15 protein-coding genes and 2 pseudogenes are annotated in these 18,830 nt (G+C 74.8%); 8 read left to right on the top strand and 9 right to left on the bottom strand.

What is annotated here, in order from left to right; translation table 11 throughout:
* Positions 1-6: 6 nt before the first annotated feature.
* Positions 7-1,206 carry a 4-hydroxybenzoate 3-monooxygenase gene (locus GSY65_RS19610; RefSeq protein WP_236579905.1) on the top strand — a complete coding sequence of 400 codons (1,200 nt, stop codon included), beginning with the start codon at positions 7-9 and terminating at the stop codon, positions 1,204-1,206.
* 240 nt (positions 1,207-1,446) lie between these two features.
* Positions 1,447-3,144 (top strand): methyltransferase, encoded by a 1,698-nt coding sequence (locus GSY65_RS19605; RefSeq protein WP_159770506.1) that lies wholly within the window; start codon positions 1,447-1,449, stop codon positions 3,142-3,144.
* Positions 3,145-3,156: 12 nt separating this feature from the next.
* Here GSY65_RS19605 and GSY65_RS19600 read toward each other — a convergent pair whose 3' ends face one another.
* The 3 genes from GSY65_RS19600 to GSY65_RS19590 all read right to left on the bottom strand — a co-directional run bounded on the left by GSY65_RS19600 (position 3,157) and on the right by GSY65_RS19590 (position 6,200).
* The gene (locus GSY65_RS19600) at positions 3,157-4,095 is read right to left on the bottom strand and encodes a hypothetical protein (RefSeq protein WP_159770503.1); all 939 of its coding nucleotides are present in this window, start codon (positions 4,093-4,095) and stop codon (positions 3,157-3,159) included.
* A gap of 293 nt (positions 4,096-4,388) precedes the next feature.
* Complete coding sequence (locus GSY65_RS19595; RefSeq protein WP_159770500.1) at positions 4,389-5,693, bottom strand: DUF418 domain-containing protein; 1,305 nt, start codon at positions 5,691-5,693, stop codon at positions 4,389-4,391.
* A 129-nt stretch (positions 5,694-5,822) separates the two neighbouring features.
* Positions 5,823-6,200: an ArsR/SmtB family transcription factor gene (locus GSY65_RS19590; protein WP_159770497.1), complete on the bottom strand. Its 378-nt coding sequence runs from the start codon at positions 6,198-6,200 to the stop codon at positions 5,823-5,825.
* Positions 6,201-6,350: 150 nt separating this feature from the next.
* Between GSY65_RS19590 and GSY65_RS19585 the strand changes: the two genes are divergently transcribed.
* Together GSY65_RS19585 and GSY65_RS19580 are read left to right on the top strand one after the other, a co-directional pair.
* Positions 6,351-7,724, top strand: coding sequence for an FAD-dependent oxidoreductase (locus tag GSY65_RS19585; RefSeq protein WP_159770494.1), 1,374 nt, complete (start codon positions 6,351-6,353; stop codon positions 7,722-7,724).
* A 7-nt stretch (positions 7,725-7,731) separates the two neighbouring features.
* Positions 7,732-8,082, top strand: a pseudogene (locus GSY65_RS19580) (MFS transporter); the annotation flags it as partial.
* 348 nt (positions 8,083-8,430) lie between these two features.
* Here the strand turns inward: GSY65_RS19580 and GSY65_RS19575 are convergent.
* Positions 8,431-8,865 carry a MarR family winged helix-turn-helix transcriptional regulator gene (locus GSY65_RS19575; RefSeq protein WP_159776168.1) on the bottom strand — a complete coding sequence of 145 codons (435 nt, stop codon included), beginning with the start codon at positions 8,863-8,865 and terminating at the stop codon, positions 8,431-8,433.
* A 204-nt stretch (positions 8,866-9,069) separates the two neighbouring features.
* Here GSY65_RS19575 and GSY65_RS19570 point away from each other — a divergent pair, with 204 nt between their 5' ends.
* From GSY65_RS19570 to GSY65_RS19560, 3 genes are all read left to right on the top strand, one after another.
* A complete protein-coding gene (locus GSY65_RS19570) occupies positions 9,070-10,239 on the top strand; it encodes a PP2C family protein-serine/threonine phosphatase (RefSeq protein ID WP_159770491.1) in 1,170 nt (389 codons plus the stop codon).
* A gap of 148 nt (positions 10,240-10,387) precedes the next feature.
* Positions 10,388-10,615 carry a hypothetical protein gene (locus tag GSY65_RS19565; protein WP_159770488.1) on the top strand — a complete coding sequence of 76 codons (228 nt, stop codon included), beginning with the start codon at positions 10,388-10,390 and terminating at the stop codon, positions 10,613-10,615.
* Between the two features lie 79 nt (positions 10,616-10,694).
* Positions 10,695-11,138 (top strand): ATP-binding protein, encoded by a 444-nt coding sequence (locus tag GSY65_RS19560; RefSeq protein WP_159770485.1) that lies wholly within the window; start codon positions 10,695-10,697, stop codon positions 11,136-11,138.
* An 822-nt stretch (positions 11,139-11,960) separates the two neighbouring features.
* On the opposite strand, the pseudogene GSY65_RS33870 reads toward GSY65_RS19560, so the two are convergent.
* The 5 genes and pseudogenes from GSY65_RS33870 to GSY65_RS19535 form a co-directional block, all read right to left on the bottom strand.
* Positions 11,961-12,440 (bottom strand): annotated as a pseudogene (locus tag GSY65_RS33870) (MarR family winged helix-turn-helix transcriptional regulator); the annotation flags it as partial.
* Positions 12,441-12,909: 469 nt separating this feature from the next.
* Complete coding sequence (locus tag GSY65_RS19550; RefSeq protein ID WP_159770479.1) at positions 12,910-14,013, bottom strand: CU044_5270 family protein; 1,104 nt, start codon at positions 14,011-14,013, stop codon at positions 12,910-12,912.
* Entirely contained in the window at positions 14,010-14,714 is a 705-nt protein-coding gene (locus GSY65_RS19545) for an RNA polymerase sigma factor (RefSeq protein WP_159770476.1), read from the bottom strand. Before GSY65_RS19545 ends, GSY65_RS19550 begins: the two co-directional genes overlap by 4 nt.
* A gap of 174 nt (positions 14,715-14,888) precedes the next feature.
* Positions 14,889-16,364 carry a sensor histidine kinase gene (locus GSY65_RS19540; protein ID WP_159776166.1) on the bottom strand — a complete coding sequence of 492 codons (1,476 nt, stop codon included), beginning with the start codon at positions 16,362-16,364 and terminating at the stop codon, positions 14,889-14,891.
* Between the two features lie 119 nt (positions 16,365-16,483).
* On the bottom strand, positions 16,484-17,233 hold the full coding sequence (locus GSY65_RS19535; RefSeq protein ID WP_159770473.1) for a response regulator transcription factor: 750 nt from the start codon (positions 17,231-17,233) through the stop codon (positions 16,484-16,486).
* A 230-nt stretch (positions 17,234-17,463) separates the two neighbouring features.
* Here GSY65_RS19535 and GSY65_RS19530 point away from each other — a divergent pair, with 230 nt between their 5' ends.
* Positions 17,464-18,825 (top strand): ferredoxin reductase family protein, encoded by a 1,362-nt coding sequence (locus tag GSY65_RS19530; RefSeq protein ID WP_159770470.1) that lies wholly within the window; start codon positions 17,464-17,466, stop codon positions 18,823-18,825.
* Positions 18,826-18,830 lie beyond the last annotated feature (5 nt).

The following is an 18,830-nucleotide window of genomic DNA, read 5'->3' as shown; positions in this document are numbered from 1 at the left end:
CGTCTCGTGACAGACAGGAAGATCCGGAAAGCGACCGATGTGCTCATCCTCGGCGCCGGACCGGCCGGGCTCGTGCTCGGCAACCTCCTCCAGGACCACGGCGTCGACTGCGTCGTCCTGGAGCGTGCCGAGCCCGCGCACCTGCGGACACGGGCGCGCGCCGGGTTCCTGGCCGCCGGCACCGTACGGATCCTGGAGCGGCACGGGCTGGCCGACGGGCTGCACCGGCACGGACGGGCCCACAGCACCTGCGAGTTCCGCACCACGGACGGCCGGTTCCGGCTGGACTACAGTCGGCTCGGGCGGGGGGAACGGCACACCGTCTACCCCCAGCAGCAGCTCGTCACCGACCTGTTGACCCGGTTCACGGCCGCCGGCGGGCGCGTCGAGTTCGCCACCGAGGCCGTGGCCGTCCTCGGCGCCGACACCGGCCGGCCCTCGGTGACCGTGCGCGAGGCGGACGGACGGCCCGCCACCTGGCGGGCGCGGTACGTGGCCGGCTGCGACGGACGGCACGGCGCCGCACGGCGCTCGCTGCCGACGGGCTCGGTGCGCCGCCACCACCACGACCACGGCGTGACCTGGCTCGGACTGCTCGCCGAGGCGCCGCCCAGCCTGGACGCCGTCGGGTACGCGGTGCACGAGCGGGGCTTCGCCGGGCACATGGCCCGCACCCGCGAGATCACCCGCTACTACCTGCAGTACGAGCGCGGCACCCCGGCCGACGCCTGGTCCGAGGACCGGATCTGGGACGAGCTGGAGCTGCGGATGCGGACGACCCAGTACGGGCCGCTGCGCCGGGGCCGGATCACCCAGCGGGCCGTCGTCGACCTGGAGTCCGATGTGCTCGAACCGCTGCGTCACGGGGCGCTGTTCCTGGTGGGCGACGCCGCCGGCCTCATCAGCCCGTCCGCGGCCAAGGGCGCCAACCTCGCCGTCCTGGCGGCGTCGCTCCTCGCCCGTGCCCTCGCCGACGACCTCCTCCACGGCGACCCCGCGGGACTCGACGCCTACTCCGCGCGGTGCCTGACGTCCATCTGGCGGGCGCAGGAGTTCTCCCACTGGATGATCGGGCTGCTGCACGGCCCGTCCGGCCCGGACGGCGCCGCCCTGTTCCACGACGCCCTGCGGCGCTCCCGCCTCGCCTCGCTGCGCACCTCGCGCAGCCACCAGGACTGGTTCGCCGAGCACTACGTCGGTGTGTGAGGACGAGGCCGTCCCGCCGCCCTTCCCGGTCCCGGCCGCCGGTGCCCCTCTCCTGTCCGGCCTCGCGTCACCCTCCCGCCCGACCGCATCCGCTTCAGCCCCACTTCAGCTCCCGCTCCCGCTCCCGCATCCGCCCCCAGCACAGCTCCCCGCTCCCGCTTCCGCCCCACTTCCGCCCACTTCAGCTCCCGCTCCCACATCCGCCTCTCCTTCCGCGTATCCGAATGAGGACTCCCGCACATGATCACGACGTTGTCGGGCGACACGTCCCGCCTGCTCGCGACGGTCGACTTCGTCAAGGAGCAGGACACCGCCGCCCTGCTGCCGCTCCTGCTGCCCGGCCTCGACGGCCCCGAGCTGCGGGCCCTCGCGGAGCACTGCCGCTTCTCCCATGCCGCACTGCTCGTCTTCCCGTCCGGCGAGGCCGAGCTGGAGGCCATGCTCGCCGACTGCGGGCTCGCCGGGGTCGCGCCGCGGCAGCCGAGCGTGGTGGTCCGCGAGCGGCTGGCCCTGCGGCACCGGCGGCCGACGGCCGAACTGGACGTCGGCATCGTGCGCCGAGCCGTGGTCGGCGGGGACGGGGCGCACCGCCTGGTCGAGGTGTTCGCGCTGACCGTGCCGCCCGGATCGGACCTGGACGCCGTCGCCGCGCACGAGCGGGAGCGGCAGCACGAGACCCATGTCGGCTTCGACGTGGTGGCCCCCGACCCGCTGGTGCTGCGCGGCCTGTGCGCCACGTTCGCGCGTTACGGGGCCACCCCGGACGGCGGTGGCTACAACCCGCACGAGGACGGCACCGTCTTCTACTTCGACGCACCCGACGAGGCGAAGGCCGGGTACCGGCGGGTGGAGCTGTACGTGCCCGGTGACCACCGCGACCTGCTCGCCGCGCACCTCGACGAGCATCGCGCACGGCAGCCCGCTGAAACGCTCCTGCGCCTGCTGACCGGGGCCTGGACGACGCAGGCCCTGAGCACGTTCGCCCAGCTCGGGGTGGCCGACGCCCTGGACGGCGACCGCGTGGTCGGGGTGGAGGAACTGGCGCGGGAGGTCGGCGCCCGGCCGCGGAACCTCGCGACGCTGCTGCGCTATCTGGCGATGCTGGGCGCGGTGACGGAGAGCCGGGACGGCTTCCGGCTCACCGGGACGGGCGCACTGCTGCGCGACGGCGTCCCGGGCTCGATGCGGGCGCTGGCGCTGATGTACGGCGGCCCGTTCTACACCTCCTTCGCCGGGCTCGGGCACACCGTGCGCACGGGGCAGGTCGCCTTCGAGCACCTCTTCGGCGAGAACCACTTCGACCACTTCGCCCGCGACCCCCGGCTCGCGGACCTCTTCGACCGGTCGATGGCCGCCGGGGCCGCCATGTTCGACCCCGTCCCCGCGCACCCGGCGCTCACCGCCGCCGCCGGGGCGCCCGCCGGGGCCACGGTGGTCGACGTCGCGGGCGGCAACGGGGAGTTGCTCGGCCGGGTCCTCGCCGCGCACCCCCGGCTCCGCGGGGTGCTGCTGGAGCGTCCGCACGCCGTGGAGGCCGCCCGCGCCCGGCTCGCCGAGGCCGGCCTCGGCGCGCGGTGCGCCTTCCTGGCCGGCGACTTCGCGGACGTTCCCACGGGCGGTGACGTGTACGTGCTGTCCCGCGTCCTGCACGACTGGGACGACGAGCGCTGCCGCGGGATCCTGCGCCACTGCGCCCGCGCGATGCCCGACCACGCCGATCTGCTGGTCGTCGAACGGGTTCTGCCCGCCGACGGCTCGGTGTCGCTGGCCACCGCCTGGGACCTGCACATGATGTGCAACGTGGGCGGACGCGAACGGCGCGCCGAGCACTACGCCCGGCTGTTCACCGACGCGGGCCTCACCCTGGTGGACCGCTCCCCGCTGCCCCTGGACGGCCATGTGCTGCACGTCCGCAAGGCCGCCCCGGCCACGGAGTGAGGCGGCCCGCGCTCAGCCGAGGAAGTCGGTCCGGTGGCGCCTGTGGTGCTCGGCGGCCCTGCTCGCCAGGCGCAGCTCGACGCCGCCGGTGACCGCGGCGGCGAAGCCGGGGGTGTGCGCGGCGAAGTGGGCGTAGGCCGCCTCCCCGAAGACGGCGTAGGCGGCAGCGGCCTCGTCGGGGGCGTACGGCCGTGCGGCGGGCCGCTTCGCCGGGTCCAGGTGGGCGTGGCGGGCCCGCGCCTGACGGACCACCTGTTCGCCGCGTTCCGTCAGCACGGGCAGCCGCAGTTCCCTGGGGCTGTCGCCGTCCGGCAGGGCGAGCCCCCAGGCCACCACGATCATCGCGATCGACGTCCACCCCGCCACCAGCGCGTACCGCCAGTCCAGGAACGCGTACGTCTCCAGCGCGGCGAGCGGCAGGGTGAGCGCGGCGACCGTCCGGGACCAGAAGAGGCAGGGGCGTTCGAAGTCGATGTACACCCCGCGGCCCCGTAGGTACCCCTCGGTCATCAGCCGGTCGGCGGTGGGATGCATGACGCTGTGCGGGTCCGCGGCGGCGGGGTTCTGGTGGGCGGCGTGGCTCCGGAGTTCCGCCTCCGCCTCGGACGCGTCGGGCGGGCAGGCGCGGCGGCGGTTCGCGATCCGCAGGGTCGGGGTGCCGTCGTCCTCCGTGGCCGGCTTCAGGACGCCGCGCGCCACCATGTCGGTGATCACCGTGAAGAAGGCGCGGTGGACGCTGCCGTCCCCCTGGGCGAGGACGGCGACGGCGGCGACCCCCAGCCTGAGGTCCTCGTCCGGTACGGCGTCGGCGGGCTCCGGCTGCGTCGCCCGGTGGCGGGCCAGGGCCTGGGCGACCGCCCGGGTGTGGATGCGCTGGTCGAGCGAGAGGGCCCCCAGCACGAGGACCGCGTACCCCACGGCGGAACCGGCCCACGCCAACCAGACGATCATCACGACAGTGTCGAGGACATGACCAGGCAGCGACAAGACATCTGCGGGCCTCTCGTCGGAGTCCCACGGGGGCCGTCGACACCGTGGCCCCGCCGACGGGTTCCGGCCTGCCCCGGCCCCGGCATCGGCATCGGCGCGACCGGCGCCTTCGGCCGCGTCCACGCCGGCACCGACGGGCGCGGGCTGCGGTACGGCGCCCGTCCTGACCCCACGCCGTCCTCCCCGGCGCCCGAGCGGGGCCGCGGCCACCACGGTCCGCGGCCCCGCCCCGGTCCCGGGGGCGCGCCCGCGGGTCAGCGGACGCGGTTCGCCAGCCGGGTGGCGTGGGTGAGCAGGTGCTCCAGCGGACCGCGGCGGAAGAAGCGGGACCAGGTCGCCGCGAACAGGGTGGCACCGAGGACGAAGCAGAACAGCAGCGCGGCGGAGGCGGACCGCGGCGGCGTGGCCGACTCGCCGGGCAGGGCGAGGATCACCAGGATGTGGCCCACGTAGAGGGTCAGGGACATGGTGCCGACGGCGATGACCGGCGCCGCCCACCGGCGCAGCGCGGGCAGCCGGTCCAGCGCCACGGTCAGGCACAGCAGGACCGTGATCGCGATGCCGAGACTGCCGATGAGGTCGAAGGTGGACCCGGTGTGCGGCTCGGCCGCCAGCAGCCCCCAGGCGTCGGGGCCCCACAGTCCGCCGCCGACCGGCATGTCGAAGGCTCCCGCCGACGCGCCGGCGTCCTTCAGGGCCTCGAAGTCCTTCATGTCGGGCATCGTGGCCGCGATCTGCCTGTCGCCGCCGGTCACCCGCAGCACCAGCCACGAGACGCCGTAGCCGAACGCGATGAGCGCGGGACCGGCCAGGGCCAGCCGCCGCCGCACCGTGCCGGAGGACAGGTCCAGCCGGCCCAGCGCCATACCGGTGACGACGAACGTCATCCAGGTGATCGCCGGGTAGAGGCCGGTGAGGAGGAAGTCGAGCACGCCCACCCCGGAGAGCCGGGCGATCGGGTCGTACCCGTCGATGGTGGTCACCAGCGACTCGGTGAGCAGCGCGCGCAGGACGTACGCGAGCTGCGGTGTCACGAACGCCAGGGCGACCGCGATGAGCGCGAGGGTCCTGGCGCGCAGCCGCAGCAGGGGCAGGGCGAGCAGGAAGTACACGGCGTAGAAGTTGAGGATGCCGGCGCCGCCGAAGTCGGTCATCGCCAGCGCGGTGCCCACCACCAGCAGGATCACGGCCCGGATGACGATACGGGCCCTCGCCCGGCGTCCCGCCGCGCCGGTCCTGGGCTCCGGGCGGCCGGCGATCAGCGTCAGCGAGAACCCGGCGAGGGTGGCGAACAGGGCGGACGCCCGGCCGCTCGCCAGCTCCAGGAACCAGTCGCCGACCCCTCCGCCGGGGGTGGGGAAGGGGCCGACGTGCACGGCGAACATGCCGAACACGGCGAGGGCGCGGGCGAGGTCCACCCCGACCAGCCGCGCCGTCGACACGGTGCCCGCCGGTGCCGTGGCGGACTCCGTCGCCGGGTCGTGGTCCGGCGTCGCGGCGGCGCCGGGTGCGGGTGCGGGTCGCTGGGGCGCCTTCGCGGCGCTGTCGGTCTCGGTCACCGGGACAACGTTGCCGAGCCCCGTCGGCGGTCAACCATCCGATGGCTAACGGGAGTTGACCCGCCGACCGGCCCCGTTCACCCCGCCGGTCGGCGGGGAGCGCACCGACCGACCGACCGGGGCGCGGTGTCAGGAGGTCGGCGCGGCCCGGGTCAGCAGGCGGCCCATCGCGGCGAGCACCGACGGCTCGACCCGGTAGAACACCCAGGTGCCGCGCCGCTCGGAGGTGAGCAGTCCGGCCTCCTTGAGCTTCTTCAGGTGGTGGGAGACGGTCGGCTGCGAGACGCCCACGTCGGAGATGTCGCACACGCACGCCTCACCGCCCTCGTGGGAGGCCACGGCGGAGAACAGCCGCAGACGCACGGGATCGCCGAGGGCCTTGAACATCCGCGCGGCCGTCTCGGCCTCGTCCGCGGTGAACGGGCGCTCGGTGAGCGGCGGGCAGCAGGGCGCCGCGGCCTCGCCGGGCGCGGGATCCAGCAGCGGCAGCGCCTTGGTGTTCGACATGCATCTATGTTGACACACATCGAACCAGCACTCGGCGCACCCTGAACCTCCCCCCATGATTCGACGAACGTCTATGTTGACGCTCATCGATACAGGTGCCATGCTGGGCCGCGCAAGAGATCGACGAACATCGAAACAAAGGGGATTCCCGTGACCGCGACCAGCACCAGAGCGCTCACCGACGACCGGCTGCCCGTCGTGGTCGTCGGCGCCGGACCCATCGGCCTGGCCGCCGCCGCCCACCTCGTCGAACGCGGCCTGGAACCCCTGGTCCTGGAGGCCGGCCCGGCCGCGGGCAGCGCCGTACGGGAGTGGGCGCACGTCCGGCTGTTCTCCCCCTGGGCAGAGGTCGTCGACCCGGCCGCCGAGAAGCTGCTCTCCCCGACCGGCTGGGTCCGCCCCGACCCCGTCGCGTACCCGACCGGCGGCGACTGGGCCGAGCGCTACCTCCAGCCCCTCGCCGACACCCTCGGGGACCGGGTCCGCTACGGCACCACGGTGACCGGGATCGCCCGCGCCGGACGCGACCGTGTCGTCGACTCCGGCCGCGACGAGCAGCCGTTCACCGTGCACGTCCGGTCCGCCGACGGCCGCGAGGAGCGGCTCACCGCCCGCGCCGTCGTCGACGCCTCCGGCACCTGGTCCGTTCCTGGCCCCCTCGGCGCCGACGGTCTCCCCGCGCTCGGCGAGCGGGCCGCCGCCGACCGTGTCACGTACCGCGTCCCCGACCTGGGCGATCCCGCCGTACGCGCCCGCCACGCCGGCCGGCGCACGGCCGTGGTCGGCTCGGGCGCCTCCGCCTTCACCGCCCTCGCGCTCCTCGCCGACCTGGCCGGGGAGGACGACGGCACGTACGCGGTGTGGGTCCTGCGGCGCGGCATCGGGGCGAACACCTTCGGGGGCGGCGAGGCCGACCAGCTCCCCGCGCGGGGCGCGCTGGGCCTGCGGGCCAAGGCCGCCGTCGACGCCGGCCACGCGAGCGCCGTCACCGGGTTCCGTACACAGGCTGTGGAACGCGCGGGGGACGGCCGGCTCGTCCTGGTCGCGGAGGACGGCCGCCGCCTCGACCCGGTCGACGAGGTCGTCGTGCTGACCGGGTTCCGCCCCGACCTGTCGTTCCTCTCCGAACTCCGCCTCGGCCTCGACGAACGCCTCCAGGCGCCCACCGCGCTCGCCCCGCTGATCGACCCCAACGTCCACTCCTGCGGCACGGTGTACCCGCACGGTGTGAAGGAGCTGTCCCACCCCGAGCCGGGCGTCCACCTGGTCGGCATGAAGTCCTACGGCCGGGCCCCCACGTTCCTCGCCATGACCGGCTACGAGCAGGTCCGCTCGGTGGCCGCCGCCCTCGCCGGGGACCACGAGGCCGCCGAACGCGTGGAACTCACCCTTCCCGAGACCGGGGTGTGCGGCGGCGCGGGCCTGTTCGACGAGCCCGACGCGGCCCGCGCCGACGACGGCGGCTGCTGCGGGGCCCCCGCCACCCTCCGGATCGGCGCCGCCCCCGCCACCGGCGGCTGCTGATCCGCCGGTGACCGACCTCCGCTCCGGCGGGGCCGTGACCGGGACGGGGGTCCGGTCACGGCCCCGGGCGGCGCTGCCCGCCCTGTGCGCCACCCAGATCACCAGCTGGGGGATCGTGTACTACGCCTTCCCCGTCCTGAACCCCCGGATCACCGCCGCCACTGGCGCCTTCTCGGGCGCGCTCCTCGTCTCCGCCCTCACCGGCATCCCCGTGCGCCGCGTCCTCGACCGACGGAGCCCGCGCGCCGTGATGACCACCGGCTCCGTCCTGGGCGTCCTCGCCCTGCTGGCCGTCGCCTGCGTTCCCCACCCGGCCGTGTTCGCGGGCGCCTGGCTGGTGGCCGGCGCGTCCATGTCGAGACCAGCGGCTGGGCGCAGTACGACGTCCTGACGTCAGCGGCGACGGCCAGGGCTCGCTTGGGCCCCGGACCCGGATCGCGACGGGCTGGAGCGGCTACAGGTCCCTCTTTCGGGAGACATGGCCCACAGGCACCGACGAACACGTCCCTCACGGGGTACCCGTACCTGTACAGGCGATGACGGCCCCAACTGTTGTCGTTTGACAATAATAGCCGAGAGACAACAAAGTAACCGTGTCGGACGGGCACGGGGAAGGACTAGGGATGCTCCGGTGGACGGAGACCGCTCCGTGCGCGGGTCGCCGCCGCGGTCGGGCGACGATGCCGCCGACGCCGCCCGGGACCGCTCAGGCGGTCCGGCTGCTGGAGTCCGGGGCCTCGTCGTGGATCTGCGTGGCCGCGGTGGCACAGAACGACTCCAGCCCCTCCAGCAGGGCGGTCCGCTTGGCCGCGGGCATGTCCGCCAGCACCTTCCGCAGCTCCCGCTCCCTGCGGGTCCGCAGGTCGGCGAGGAAGGCGCGGCCCCGGCTGCTGAGGTGCAGCCGCACCTCGCGCCTGTCCTCCGCGCTCACCACCCGCTCGATGAACCCCGCCGCGTGCAGCCGGTCGCACAGCCGACTCGTGGACGGCGGCGTCGACGCCAGCGTCTCCGCCAGGGTGCGCAGATTGATGCCGTCCTGGTGCTCCAGTATGTGCAGGACGCGCAGCTGCGACGCCGAGGTGGGCGCGGTGGAGGCACGGCCCCACACGACTTCCAGCAGCTCGACGGCCGTCGTGGTCACACGCGCGACCTCGTCGGGCTCTGGGCGGCGGCGGAAGGCAGTCACGGTCACACTCTCGCAGGCGCTGGGCTGACTGTCAGCGTACTAGGGCGCTCGGCGCGCACTCGGCCGTGGATGCCCCGAGCGCCCGGCACGACCCGTCCGGACCCGGCCTCACAGCGCAGGCACGCATCCCCGCGGAGAAAGATTGGTGTATTCCCCGTCATGAAGAGATTCCTGGCCGCCGAGCGCGCGCTGCGCACCGCGGCTCCCCACGCGTTGCTCGACGCCACGCGTTCCGTACTGGTCGAGCAGTACGGGGCGGAGGAGACCGAGCTGTTCATGGCCGACTACAGCCTGACCGTGCTCCAGCCGGTGTCGGTCCTGCCGCACACCCTGGAGCCGGTCCCGGTGCACAACGCCACGGTCGGCCGGGCCTTCGGCTCGCAGAAGCCGTACCAGGAGCAGCGGCCCGAGGGGCGGACCCGCCTCCACCTGCCGGTCAGCGTGCGCGGCGACCGGCTCGGCGTGCTGTCCGTCACCCTGCCCGACGCCGCCGCGCGGGAATGGGAGTCCGAACTCGCCGAGGTCGCCGACGTCCTCGGCCACGAGGTGCTCGTCGCCGAACGCGACACCGACCTCTATCTGCAGACGCGCCGCAAGGACCGGCTCACCCTGGCCGCCGAGATGCAGTGGCAGCTGCTGCCCGGCCGCTCCTGCTCCCGCCCCGAGTACGACCTGGGCGCCCAGCTGGAGCCCGCCTACGCCATCTTCGGCGACAACTTCGACTGGTCCGCCACCGCCGACCGGCTGACGCTGTACGTCACCAACGGCATGGGCGAGGGCATAGAGGCGTCGCTGCTCACGAACCTGGCCATCAACGCCCTGCGCAACGCCCGGCGGGCCGGCATCTCCATCGCCGACCAGGCGGCCCTGGCCGACCAGGCCGTCTACGCCCACTACCGGGGCCGCTGCTATCTCTCCGTCCTGATGTTCGACTTCGACCTGGCGACGGGCCACGCGAGCGTCGTGGACGCGGGCTCGCCCCAGCTGCTGCGGCTGCGCTCCGGCACGGTGGAGCGCGTCACGTTCGACGCCCAGCTCCCCCTCGGCATGTTCGAGGAGACCGACTACGTCGCCCAGGACTTCCACGTCGAGCCCGGCGACCGGCTGGTCTTCGTCAGCGACGGTGTCCACGGGGTGGCCTCGCCGAAGGGGGAGACGTACGGGGACGCGGCCCTCGCACGGGCCATCCACTCCACGCGGCTGCTGCCCGCGGCCGAGGTGCCGCGCGCGATCCTGCGGGAGCTGACCGGCCACCGCGGCGAGGCGATGGCGGACGACGACGCCCTGGTCGTCTGCCTGGACTGGCGCGGGAGGCCGTCGGCCGGCTGACGGCCGGGCCGGGGTGACGGCACAATCTCCGTGTCCCGCAAGCGCGTTGTCCGCTCCTCGGACCACACGCTAATGTTGCTATGCGGCAATAATTGCCTGATGGACGCCTTCCGGTCGGCCGCGGGGCGCGCGGCAGGGAGAAACGCACGTGACGGAGAGCGAAACGACCGCCGCGGCGACGCGGGAGCCGAGCGGCTTCCCGGCGGCGGGCGCACCGGCCGCCGTGCGCACGCCCGGCCCGAGGGCGGCGGGGACGGCGACCGAGGCCTGCGGCTGCGGCGGAGAGCCGGTCGCGCCGCCGCGCGGGCGACTGCCGGAGGTGGCCGCGCACACCCGCGTCTCCCCCCGCGCCGGCACCGGAGCGAGCCCGCGGTGACCGGCTCCCCCGCCGGATCCACCGCCCCGTCGGCGGCCCCGTCGACGGCCCCGCCCGTCCGCCCGCAAGGGGGTGCGTGATGCATGCCCCGGACGACCCGACCACACGACTTCCCATCGCCTCGGACGCCGATCTGGCCTGGGTGCGCCAGCAGGTGCGCCACTCGGCCGCCGGCGTCGGGTTCGGCCTGGTCCAGCAGACGAAGCTGGTGACGGCGGCCAGCGAACTCGCCCGGAACACGCTCGTCCACGGGGGCGGCGGACACGCCGAGATCACCGCGCTGGACGACCGCGGCCGACGCGGGCTGCGGCTCTCCTTCGTCGACACCGGCCAGGGCATCCGCGACATCGACCTGGCCATGAGCGACGGCTACACCACCGGCGGCGGACTGGGCATGGGCCTCGGCGGCGCCCGACGCCTCGTCGAGGACTTCACGGTGGACAGCCACCCCGGCACCGGCACGACGGTCACGGTGACCGAGTGGCTCCCGGACGTACCCGCACCACGCTCCGGGTCGATGTGAAGGGAGGGAAGGGGGAGAGAAGGGGAGAGAAGGGGCGGAGACGGGAGAGGGAACAGAGGTGGCTCGGCTGGGGGTCGGTGACGACCGGCGATGAGCCGGGTACGACTGTGAGGCCAGGGGAGCCGGGAAGCCGGAGACGGCTGCGAGGCCAGGGAGTTGGAGAACCGGTGGCGGCTGCGGGGCCGGGCAGCCGGAGGCCAGTCTGAGAGCCGGGAATCCGGAGACGCCCAGGCGGCCGGGAGGCCGACATGCCAGGAACGGCCGGGCGGCCGGGAGTCGAGGTCGGGAAGCCGGAAAGTCGGGGCGGGGACGACCGGGGGCCGGGAAGCCGGGGCGGCCCGGGGGCCGGGAAGCCGGGGACGGCCGTACAACCGCAGACGCCCGCAGCACCGAGCCAGGCCGGAGATGCCGGAGTGGCCCGAAGGGGCCCGAAGGGGCCCGGAGCGGTCGGCCGCAGGTGAGGCGCGGTCAGCTCCAGGAGCCATCGGTGTCAGGTCCGACGCCCCGCGAGCCGCAGCCGTCGCCGTCCACCCCCCTCAGCCCCGCACCGTCCGGCCCAACCCCACCCGACCCCAAGCCGCCCGGCCCCGCACCGTCGGGTCCGAACCCACCTGAGCCCGAGCCGCCGCCCGGCCCCGCACCGTCCGGTCCGGACCCGTCCGAGCCCGAGCCGGCCGGCCCGACCCGGCTCGGCCCTACCGGCTTGCCGTCGGCGTGACCCACCCCGGGCGGTCCGCCCTCGGCCGAGCCCACACCGTCCGCGTATCCCGGCCCGTTCCCGGACCGGCCCGCGCCGTCCGGGCCGGCGGCAGGGGGACCACCGCCGTCCGAGGTGCTCTTGTGGGCCGTGAGGAACGCGCGCATTCCCCGGCCCAGGGCCTCCCGTTCCGCGGGGTGCATGGCCGCCAGGACCGCGGCGAGGGCGTGGGAGCGGTTCGACGCCACCTCGTGCAGGACCTGACGGCCGTGTCCCGTGAGATGCAGCTGGACCTCGCGCCGCCTGTGCGGATGCAGCGCGCGCTCCACGAGGCCCGCCGCCTCCAGACGGTCGCAGAGACGGCTGGCGGTCGGCAGTCCGATCTCCATCCCCTCGGCGAGAGCGGTGAGGTTGAGCCCCGGTCCCGACTCCAGGATGCGCAGCGCCTTCAACTGATGGAGCGACAGACGCAGACTCGCCCCCTGACCTGCGGTCGCCCACAGATGCGCCAGGCTTTCCACGGCATCGGCGATCCGCAGCGCGAGGGGCAGAGCATCGCCCGTTCCCCTCGCCCCGTCGTCCCCGAAGCCGCTGAGACGAGTCACGAACCCTTCGCTTTCAGCAATCGCCTGACCATACGGATACCACCCTTATGAGAACGCGGTACCCGAACAGCCGCCGGGCAAGCCAGCGGATCCGGGGCGAAGCGACGACCACACGGGGGAGGAGGGTGAGCCGTACGGGGCAAGGAGGCCGCGCCGCACCGGCTTTGCGGCCGGAACGGGGACGTCCCGGCGTGCCGCGGGGCGTCCTCGGCGGCGGCTCGGCACCGCCGCCCCCATCGCCCCAGCCGCCCCCATCGCCCCGGTCACCCAGGTCGCTCCGGTCGCCTCGATCGCCGCCCCCACCGCCGTCGCCGCCCCCGCCGCCGTCCGAGCCCCAGCCGTCGCCGCCGCCGGAGTCGTTGTCGTCACCGCCGGTACCGAGGTTGGGGGAAGGGCCGACAGGGGGACGGGGCGCCGCCCGGTGCCCCCGGTCGACCCGCCGGAGGCACCGGGCCCGTCCGCCGCCGCGTCAGCCGGAGTGGGACGGGGTCTGCCTGATGCCGTCGACGATGGCGCGCTTCATGATGGCGCTGGTGAAGACGACGGTGCCGGGCCTGATCAGGTCGTCGCCGTCGACCCGGTTCACCTGGACGATCCGCTCGCCGAGGTAGTGGTGCGTCTTCTTGTCGAAGATCCACTCCTCGCGCTGGCCGCTGGTCTCGTCGAGACGGGCCACCGCCACACCGCGCCGGCCCACCGCGTCCACCGCGTCGTCGACCACGACGACACCGGGGATCTTCGCCGCGGCCTTGAACAGGGCCGGCACCAGCTCGGCCGGCGGGTAGCTCTCGCCGAGCAGGTCGCCGATGGTGGTGAACGCCTGCTGGTCGGGGGTGTTGCCGTGCCCCTCGGTCTCCTTGTAGATCTTGGCCAGAAGGGTGTCGGGGTCGGTGGTCAGCTTGGCCAGATAGTCGTACGAGGGGGCGTTCAGGTTGGCCCGCGGGGTGTTGCCCTGCTCGTCGGGGAGGCTCAGGGTCTCGCCCTCGGGGCCGTCGTTCACGGCCGGGTCGATCAGCCAGCCCTTGGTCCCGTCCGGGGACTGCCACACCTGGCGGGTGTGCAGCGCGTGGCTGGCCAGGCTGCTCTCGCCGTCGACGGTCCGCACGAAGGTGTCGGCGGTCTTGGACTCGATGTAGATGTACTGGCCGGGCCGGGCCACCGGGTGCGTGCCGTCCGCCGCCGCCAGCGCGATCTCGTCGAGCAGCCGGGGCGCGTCCTCGGCGTTCGCCACGCCGATGGTGGTGGTCAGGGCCGGGCCGGTGGCGACGCCACCGGGCCGGGCCGGTCCGCCGGACGTCACCAGCACGGCGCCGATCACCGCGGCCACGGTGGCCGCCAGCGCGGGCAGCGCGATCGCCGGACGCGGAAGCCGGAACCGCCGGGCCTTCGCCGGGGCCGTCGCCTTCGTTCCGGCGGCGGTGAGCCCGGTCTGCCGGGCCTCGTGGATCTGGGCCATCATGCGCTCCTTGTGGAACTGGTGACGGCCCGGCGGCAGGTCGCGCGTCGTCCGGTCGAAGAGCTGGTCGCCCTCTTCCCTGGCGGCAGCGTTCTGCCGGGACGTGTTCGCGTTCATCGGTTTCCTTCCTGTGCGGGCCGGATCACGGGTGCGTGATCGCCTCTTGTCTGTCGGCCCGGCCGGCCGCCTTCCCGTTTCACGGGACTTTCCCGAAGACTCCGGCCGAGCGCCGCGGATGCCGGGGCGCTCGGCACCCGGCCTTCCGCGAAGCCCTTGCGACGCCCGTCCTCGGTGGCCCCGGCGAGCTTGCGCAGCTTTGCGCGGGCCCGGGACAGGCGGGAGGCGACCGTGCCCACGGGGATGCCGAGCGCCTCCGCCGCGGCCTCGTAGTCCAGGCCCTCCCCCAGGCAGAGCGCGATGACCTCACGCTCGGGGCGGCGCAGCTTCGCGAGGGCGGTCAGCGCCGTCGCGAGGCGCTGCCGGCCGTCGAGCCGGTCGGCCACCTCCTCGGCGTGGTCGGGGACGGAGAGTTCGGCCGCCGCAGCGGCCTGGGCCGCCGCCCGGTAACGCCGGTTGCTCCGGTACTGGTTGCGCGCGGTGTTGGTGGCGATGCCCAGCAGCCAGGGCCGCAGGGAACCGCCCTCCTGGTCCACCCTGTCGCGCAGTCGCCACGCCTCCATGAACGTCGCGGCCATCACGTCCTCGGCCGTGGACCAGTCGGCGGTCAACCGGAAGGCGTGGTTGTAGACCGCGCGGGCGTAGTCGTCGAAGAGTTCGGCGAACGCGCTCGGATCCCCGGCCCGTACCCGGGTACGCATATGAGTGCTCACCTCGATGAGCTGTCCGGCACCTCACACCGGCTTCCCGTGACCCCCGTCACACCCGGCGCCGGGGGCGCGTGGCCGGTGGCGGAGGCCGGGACGGCAGGGACGGCAGGGACGGCAGCATCGCACACGTTCCCGAGCCTCCGCGGGGAGCGGCGTCCGTCGGCCTCAGCCCGCGTGGAGGGGCAGACGGACGGTGAACGTGGTCGAGCCGGGGGCGCTGTCGAGGGCGACGGTGCCGCCGTGGGCCTCCGCAACCGCCGCCACGATCGACAGGCCGAGACCGGTGCCGGTGCCGGCGCCCGTGTCCCCGGTGCGGCGGCGGTCCGCCCGGGTGAAGCGTTCGAAGACCTGGGGGCGGACGTCCGGGGCGACGCCCGGCCCGTCGTCGTGGACCTTCAGCACCGCCGTCCCGTCCACGGTCCCCAGCGAGACCGTCACCGTCGTGCCGGGGGGCGTGTGCAGGCGGGCGTTGGCCAGCAGGTTGGCCAGCACCTGGTGGAGGCGGTGGGTGTCACCCGGCACCGTCACCGGTTCCTCGGCCAGCTCCAGCGTCCAGCGGTGCCCGGGGCCCGCGGCCTGCGCGTCGGTCACCGCGTCCAGGACGAGGCGGGTCAGGTCGACGGGGAGGCGTTCCAGGGGGCGGCCGGCGTCGAGCCGGGCGAGGAGCAGCAGGTCGTCGACCACCTCGCCCATGCGGGCCGCCTCCGCCTCGATGCGCTCCAGGGCGCGCGCCACCTCGTGCGGCACCGGTCCGGGATGCAGCAGCGCGAGTTCCGCGTGGCCGCGGATCGACGCCACGGGCGTACGCAGCTCGTGGCTGGCGTCGGCGGCGAAGCTGCGCAGCCGTTCCTCGCTCGCGTGCCGTTTGGTCAGCGCGTCCTCGACATGGCCGAGCATCGCGTTGAACGCGCCGGCGACCCTGCCCACCTCGCTGCGCGGGTCGCTCTCGGGCGCGCGGGGCGCGGGCGCCACCTCGCCGCTGGACAGGGGCAGTTCACTGACCCGGGTGGCGGTCTCGGCGACACTGTTGAGCGGGCGGAGGGACCAGCGCACCCACAGGGCACCCGCGACTCCGGCGACGGTGAGGGCGGCGCCGAGGACGACCGCGGCGACCAGTTCCAGCCGGTGCACGGCGGCCTCCACGGGCTCCATGGGCAGCCCGGTGATCAGCACGTCGCCGTCCCGGCCGGCGGTCGCCATCATGCGGTAGTCGCCGAGCGCCGCGAGTTCGGTGGTGTGGCCGGCGCCGTCGGCCGGCAGCGCGGCGAGCCTGCTCTGGTCCCGGGGGCCGAGGCGGACGGTGACCGTGCCGGTGCCGCTGCCGGAGGCGACCACGGCGGCGTTGGTGACCGTGTCGCCGACCAGCCGCGCCCCGAAGGTCCCGGCGGCCTGGCGGCGGGTGTCGCCGTCCTCGTCGCCGTCGTGGTCGGAGGGCGGGGTGACGCCGTGTTCCAGGCTCGCGGGGAACCGTACGCCCGCCTCGCGCAGCTGCTGGTCGAGGCGGCCGGTGAGGAAGCCGTTCAGCTCGACGACCGCCGCCACCCCGACGGCCGCGGAGCTGATCGCGAGCAGCACGACGAGGCCGGCGGTGAGCCGGGCCCGCAGCGTGTGCGGCCAGGGCAGGCGGGAAAGACGGGGCAGCCACCGTCGGGACCGGGCCGGAGCGGGGCGGCCGGCCACGGAACCGTCGGGTGCGGAACCACCAGGCACCGAGCCGTCGGGCACCGAGCCGTCGGGGGCGGGGTGCCGCCGTCCGGCCGTCACCGGGTCACCGGCTTGAGCACGTACCCGGCGCCCCGCACCGTGTGGATCATGGGCTCGCGTCCCGCGTCGACCTTCTTGCGCAGGTAGGAGATGTAGAGCTCGACGACGTGGGCCTGCCCGCCGAAGTCGTAGGACCACACGCGGTCGAGGATCTGGGCCTTGCTGAGCACGCGCCGCGGGTTGCGCATGAGCAGCCGCAGCAGTTCGAACTCCGTGCGGGACAGCTCGACGAGTTCACCGCCGCGCGTGACCTCACGGGCCTCCTCGTCCATGACGAGATCGCCGACGGTCAGCCGCGGCCCGTCCTCCAGCTGCCGGGCCATGCCGGCGCGGCGCAGCAGTCCGCGCAGCCGGGCCACGACCTCCTCCAGGCTGAACGGCTTCGTCACGTAGTCGTCGCCGCCCGCCGTGATGCCGGCGATGCGGTCCTCGACCGCGTCCCGCGCGGTCAGGAAGAGCACGCACACGTCGGGTCGGACGGCGTGCAGTGAACGCAGCACGGCGAAGCCGTCGGTGTCCGGGAGCATCACGTCGAGGACGACGGCGTCGGGCAGCAGCTCCCGGGCCGCGGCGACCGCCGAGACACCGTCCCCGGCGGTACGCACCTCCCAGCCCTCATAGCGCAAGGCGCCGGAGAGGACCTCCGCGAGGTCGGGGTCGTCGTCGACGACGAGGACCCGGAGCGGGGTGCCGTCGGTCCGGGTCAGGGCGGGGCGGCCGGGGCCGCGCGGGCGGGGCGTGTTCATCTCAGCTACCAGGATGCGGCCTCCGCGCGGCCGGGGCCCCTCCCCCGACCTCTGAGTTCCCTCTGAGTCCGCTGTGCCGCGGCTCTGCCCCGGCCCTCCGCGCACCCCCCGCCACCTGCGGCGGAGCCCGTGGACCGGCCCGCGCGCTGAGAGCGGGCTCAGAGGTTGCTCCGGCACCGTGGCGACCCGTCCGGCCGGAAGGGCGGACGCACTGCCGAAAGGACCCGCGGATGACGACGGTGTACACGCGACCAGGGGCCGCCCCCGCGCCCCCCGCGCCTCCCGCCCCCCGGCGCTCTCCCGCCGGGCCCGTGCTGGCCGCCCTGTGGGCCGGGGCCGCCGCCGTGCTCGCCCTGTGGTGGTGGGACACGGAGTCGGTGGTGGGCGTCGCCGGCTGGCTGACGGGCGCCGGGCGGATCACCGGACTGCTGTGCGGGTACGCCTGCGCCGTCCTCGTCGGTCTCATGGCCCGGGTGCCGCTGCTGGAGCGGCGCGTCGGCGCGGACCGGGTGGCGCGCTGGCACGCACGGGCGGGCCGCTACACGATCTGCCTGCTGGTGGCCCACGTGGTGCTGATCCTGCTCGGGTACGCCGCCCAGGACGGCTCCTCCGTCGTGCGCGAGACGCTGACCGTGGTCCTGGACTACCCGGAGATGCTCAAGGCCACCGCGGGCACGGTCCTGCTGGTGGCGGTCGGGATCGTGTCGGCGCGGGCGGTGCGCCGACGGGTCAGCCACGAGTTCTGGTACTACACGCACCTGTTCACGTACGCGGCGGTGTTCCTCTCCTTCGGCCACCAGCTCGCCCTGGGCGCCGACTTCACCGGCTCCCCGGCGGCCCGCGCCGCCTGGTACGCGCTGTACCTGGGCGTCGCGGCCCTGGTGCTGTGGTTCCGTGTGCTGACCCCGGTACGGCTCAACCTGCGGCACCGGCTGCGGGTCGACTCCGTGCACCGGGAGGCGCCGGGGGTGTACTCCGTCGTCGTCCGCGGCCGGCGGCTGCACGAGCTGGGGGCGCGGCCGGGGCAGTTCCTGCGCTGGCGGTTCCTCACCGACGGCATGCGCTGGACCTCCACGCCCTACTCCCTGTCGGCGCCGCCGCGCCCGGACCTGCTGCGCATCACCGTCAAGGCGCTCGGCGACCACAGCGCCGCCGTCGCCCGGCTGCGGCCCGGCACCCGGGTGTGGGCCGAGGGCCCCTACGGGGCGCTGACCGCGGACCGGCGGACGGCGCACCGGTCGCTGCTCGTGGCCGGCGGGGTGGGCATCACCCCGCTGCGGGCCCTGTTCGAGACGCTGCCCGGGAAGGTCACCCTCCTCTACCGCTGCCGCACCGCCGAGGACCTCGCCCTGGGCGCCGAACTGGAGGCCGTCGCCCGGTGGCGCGGGGCGACGGTGCTCTACGCGCTGAACGGACCGCACGGCCGGCGGCCGGACCTGTCCGCCGGTTCCCTGCGCGCCGCCGTGCCCGACCTGGACGCCCACGACGTGTACCTGTGCGGGCCGGAGGGGTTCGCGCGGACCGTCTACGAGGCCCTGCGCGCCGCGGGCGTCCCGGACCGCCGCATCCACCACGAATCCTTCGACCTGTGAGGCCG

The sequence above is a fragment of the Streptomyces sp. HM190 genome, from assembly GCF_009857135.1.
GTDB lineage: Bacteria > Actinomycetota > Actinomycetes > Streptomycetales > Streptomycetaceae > Streptomyces > Streptomyces heilongjiangensis.
This window is presented reverse-complemented; position numbering and strand designations above follow the sequence as displayed.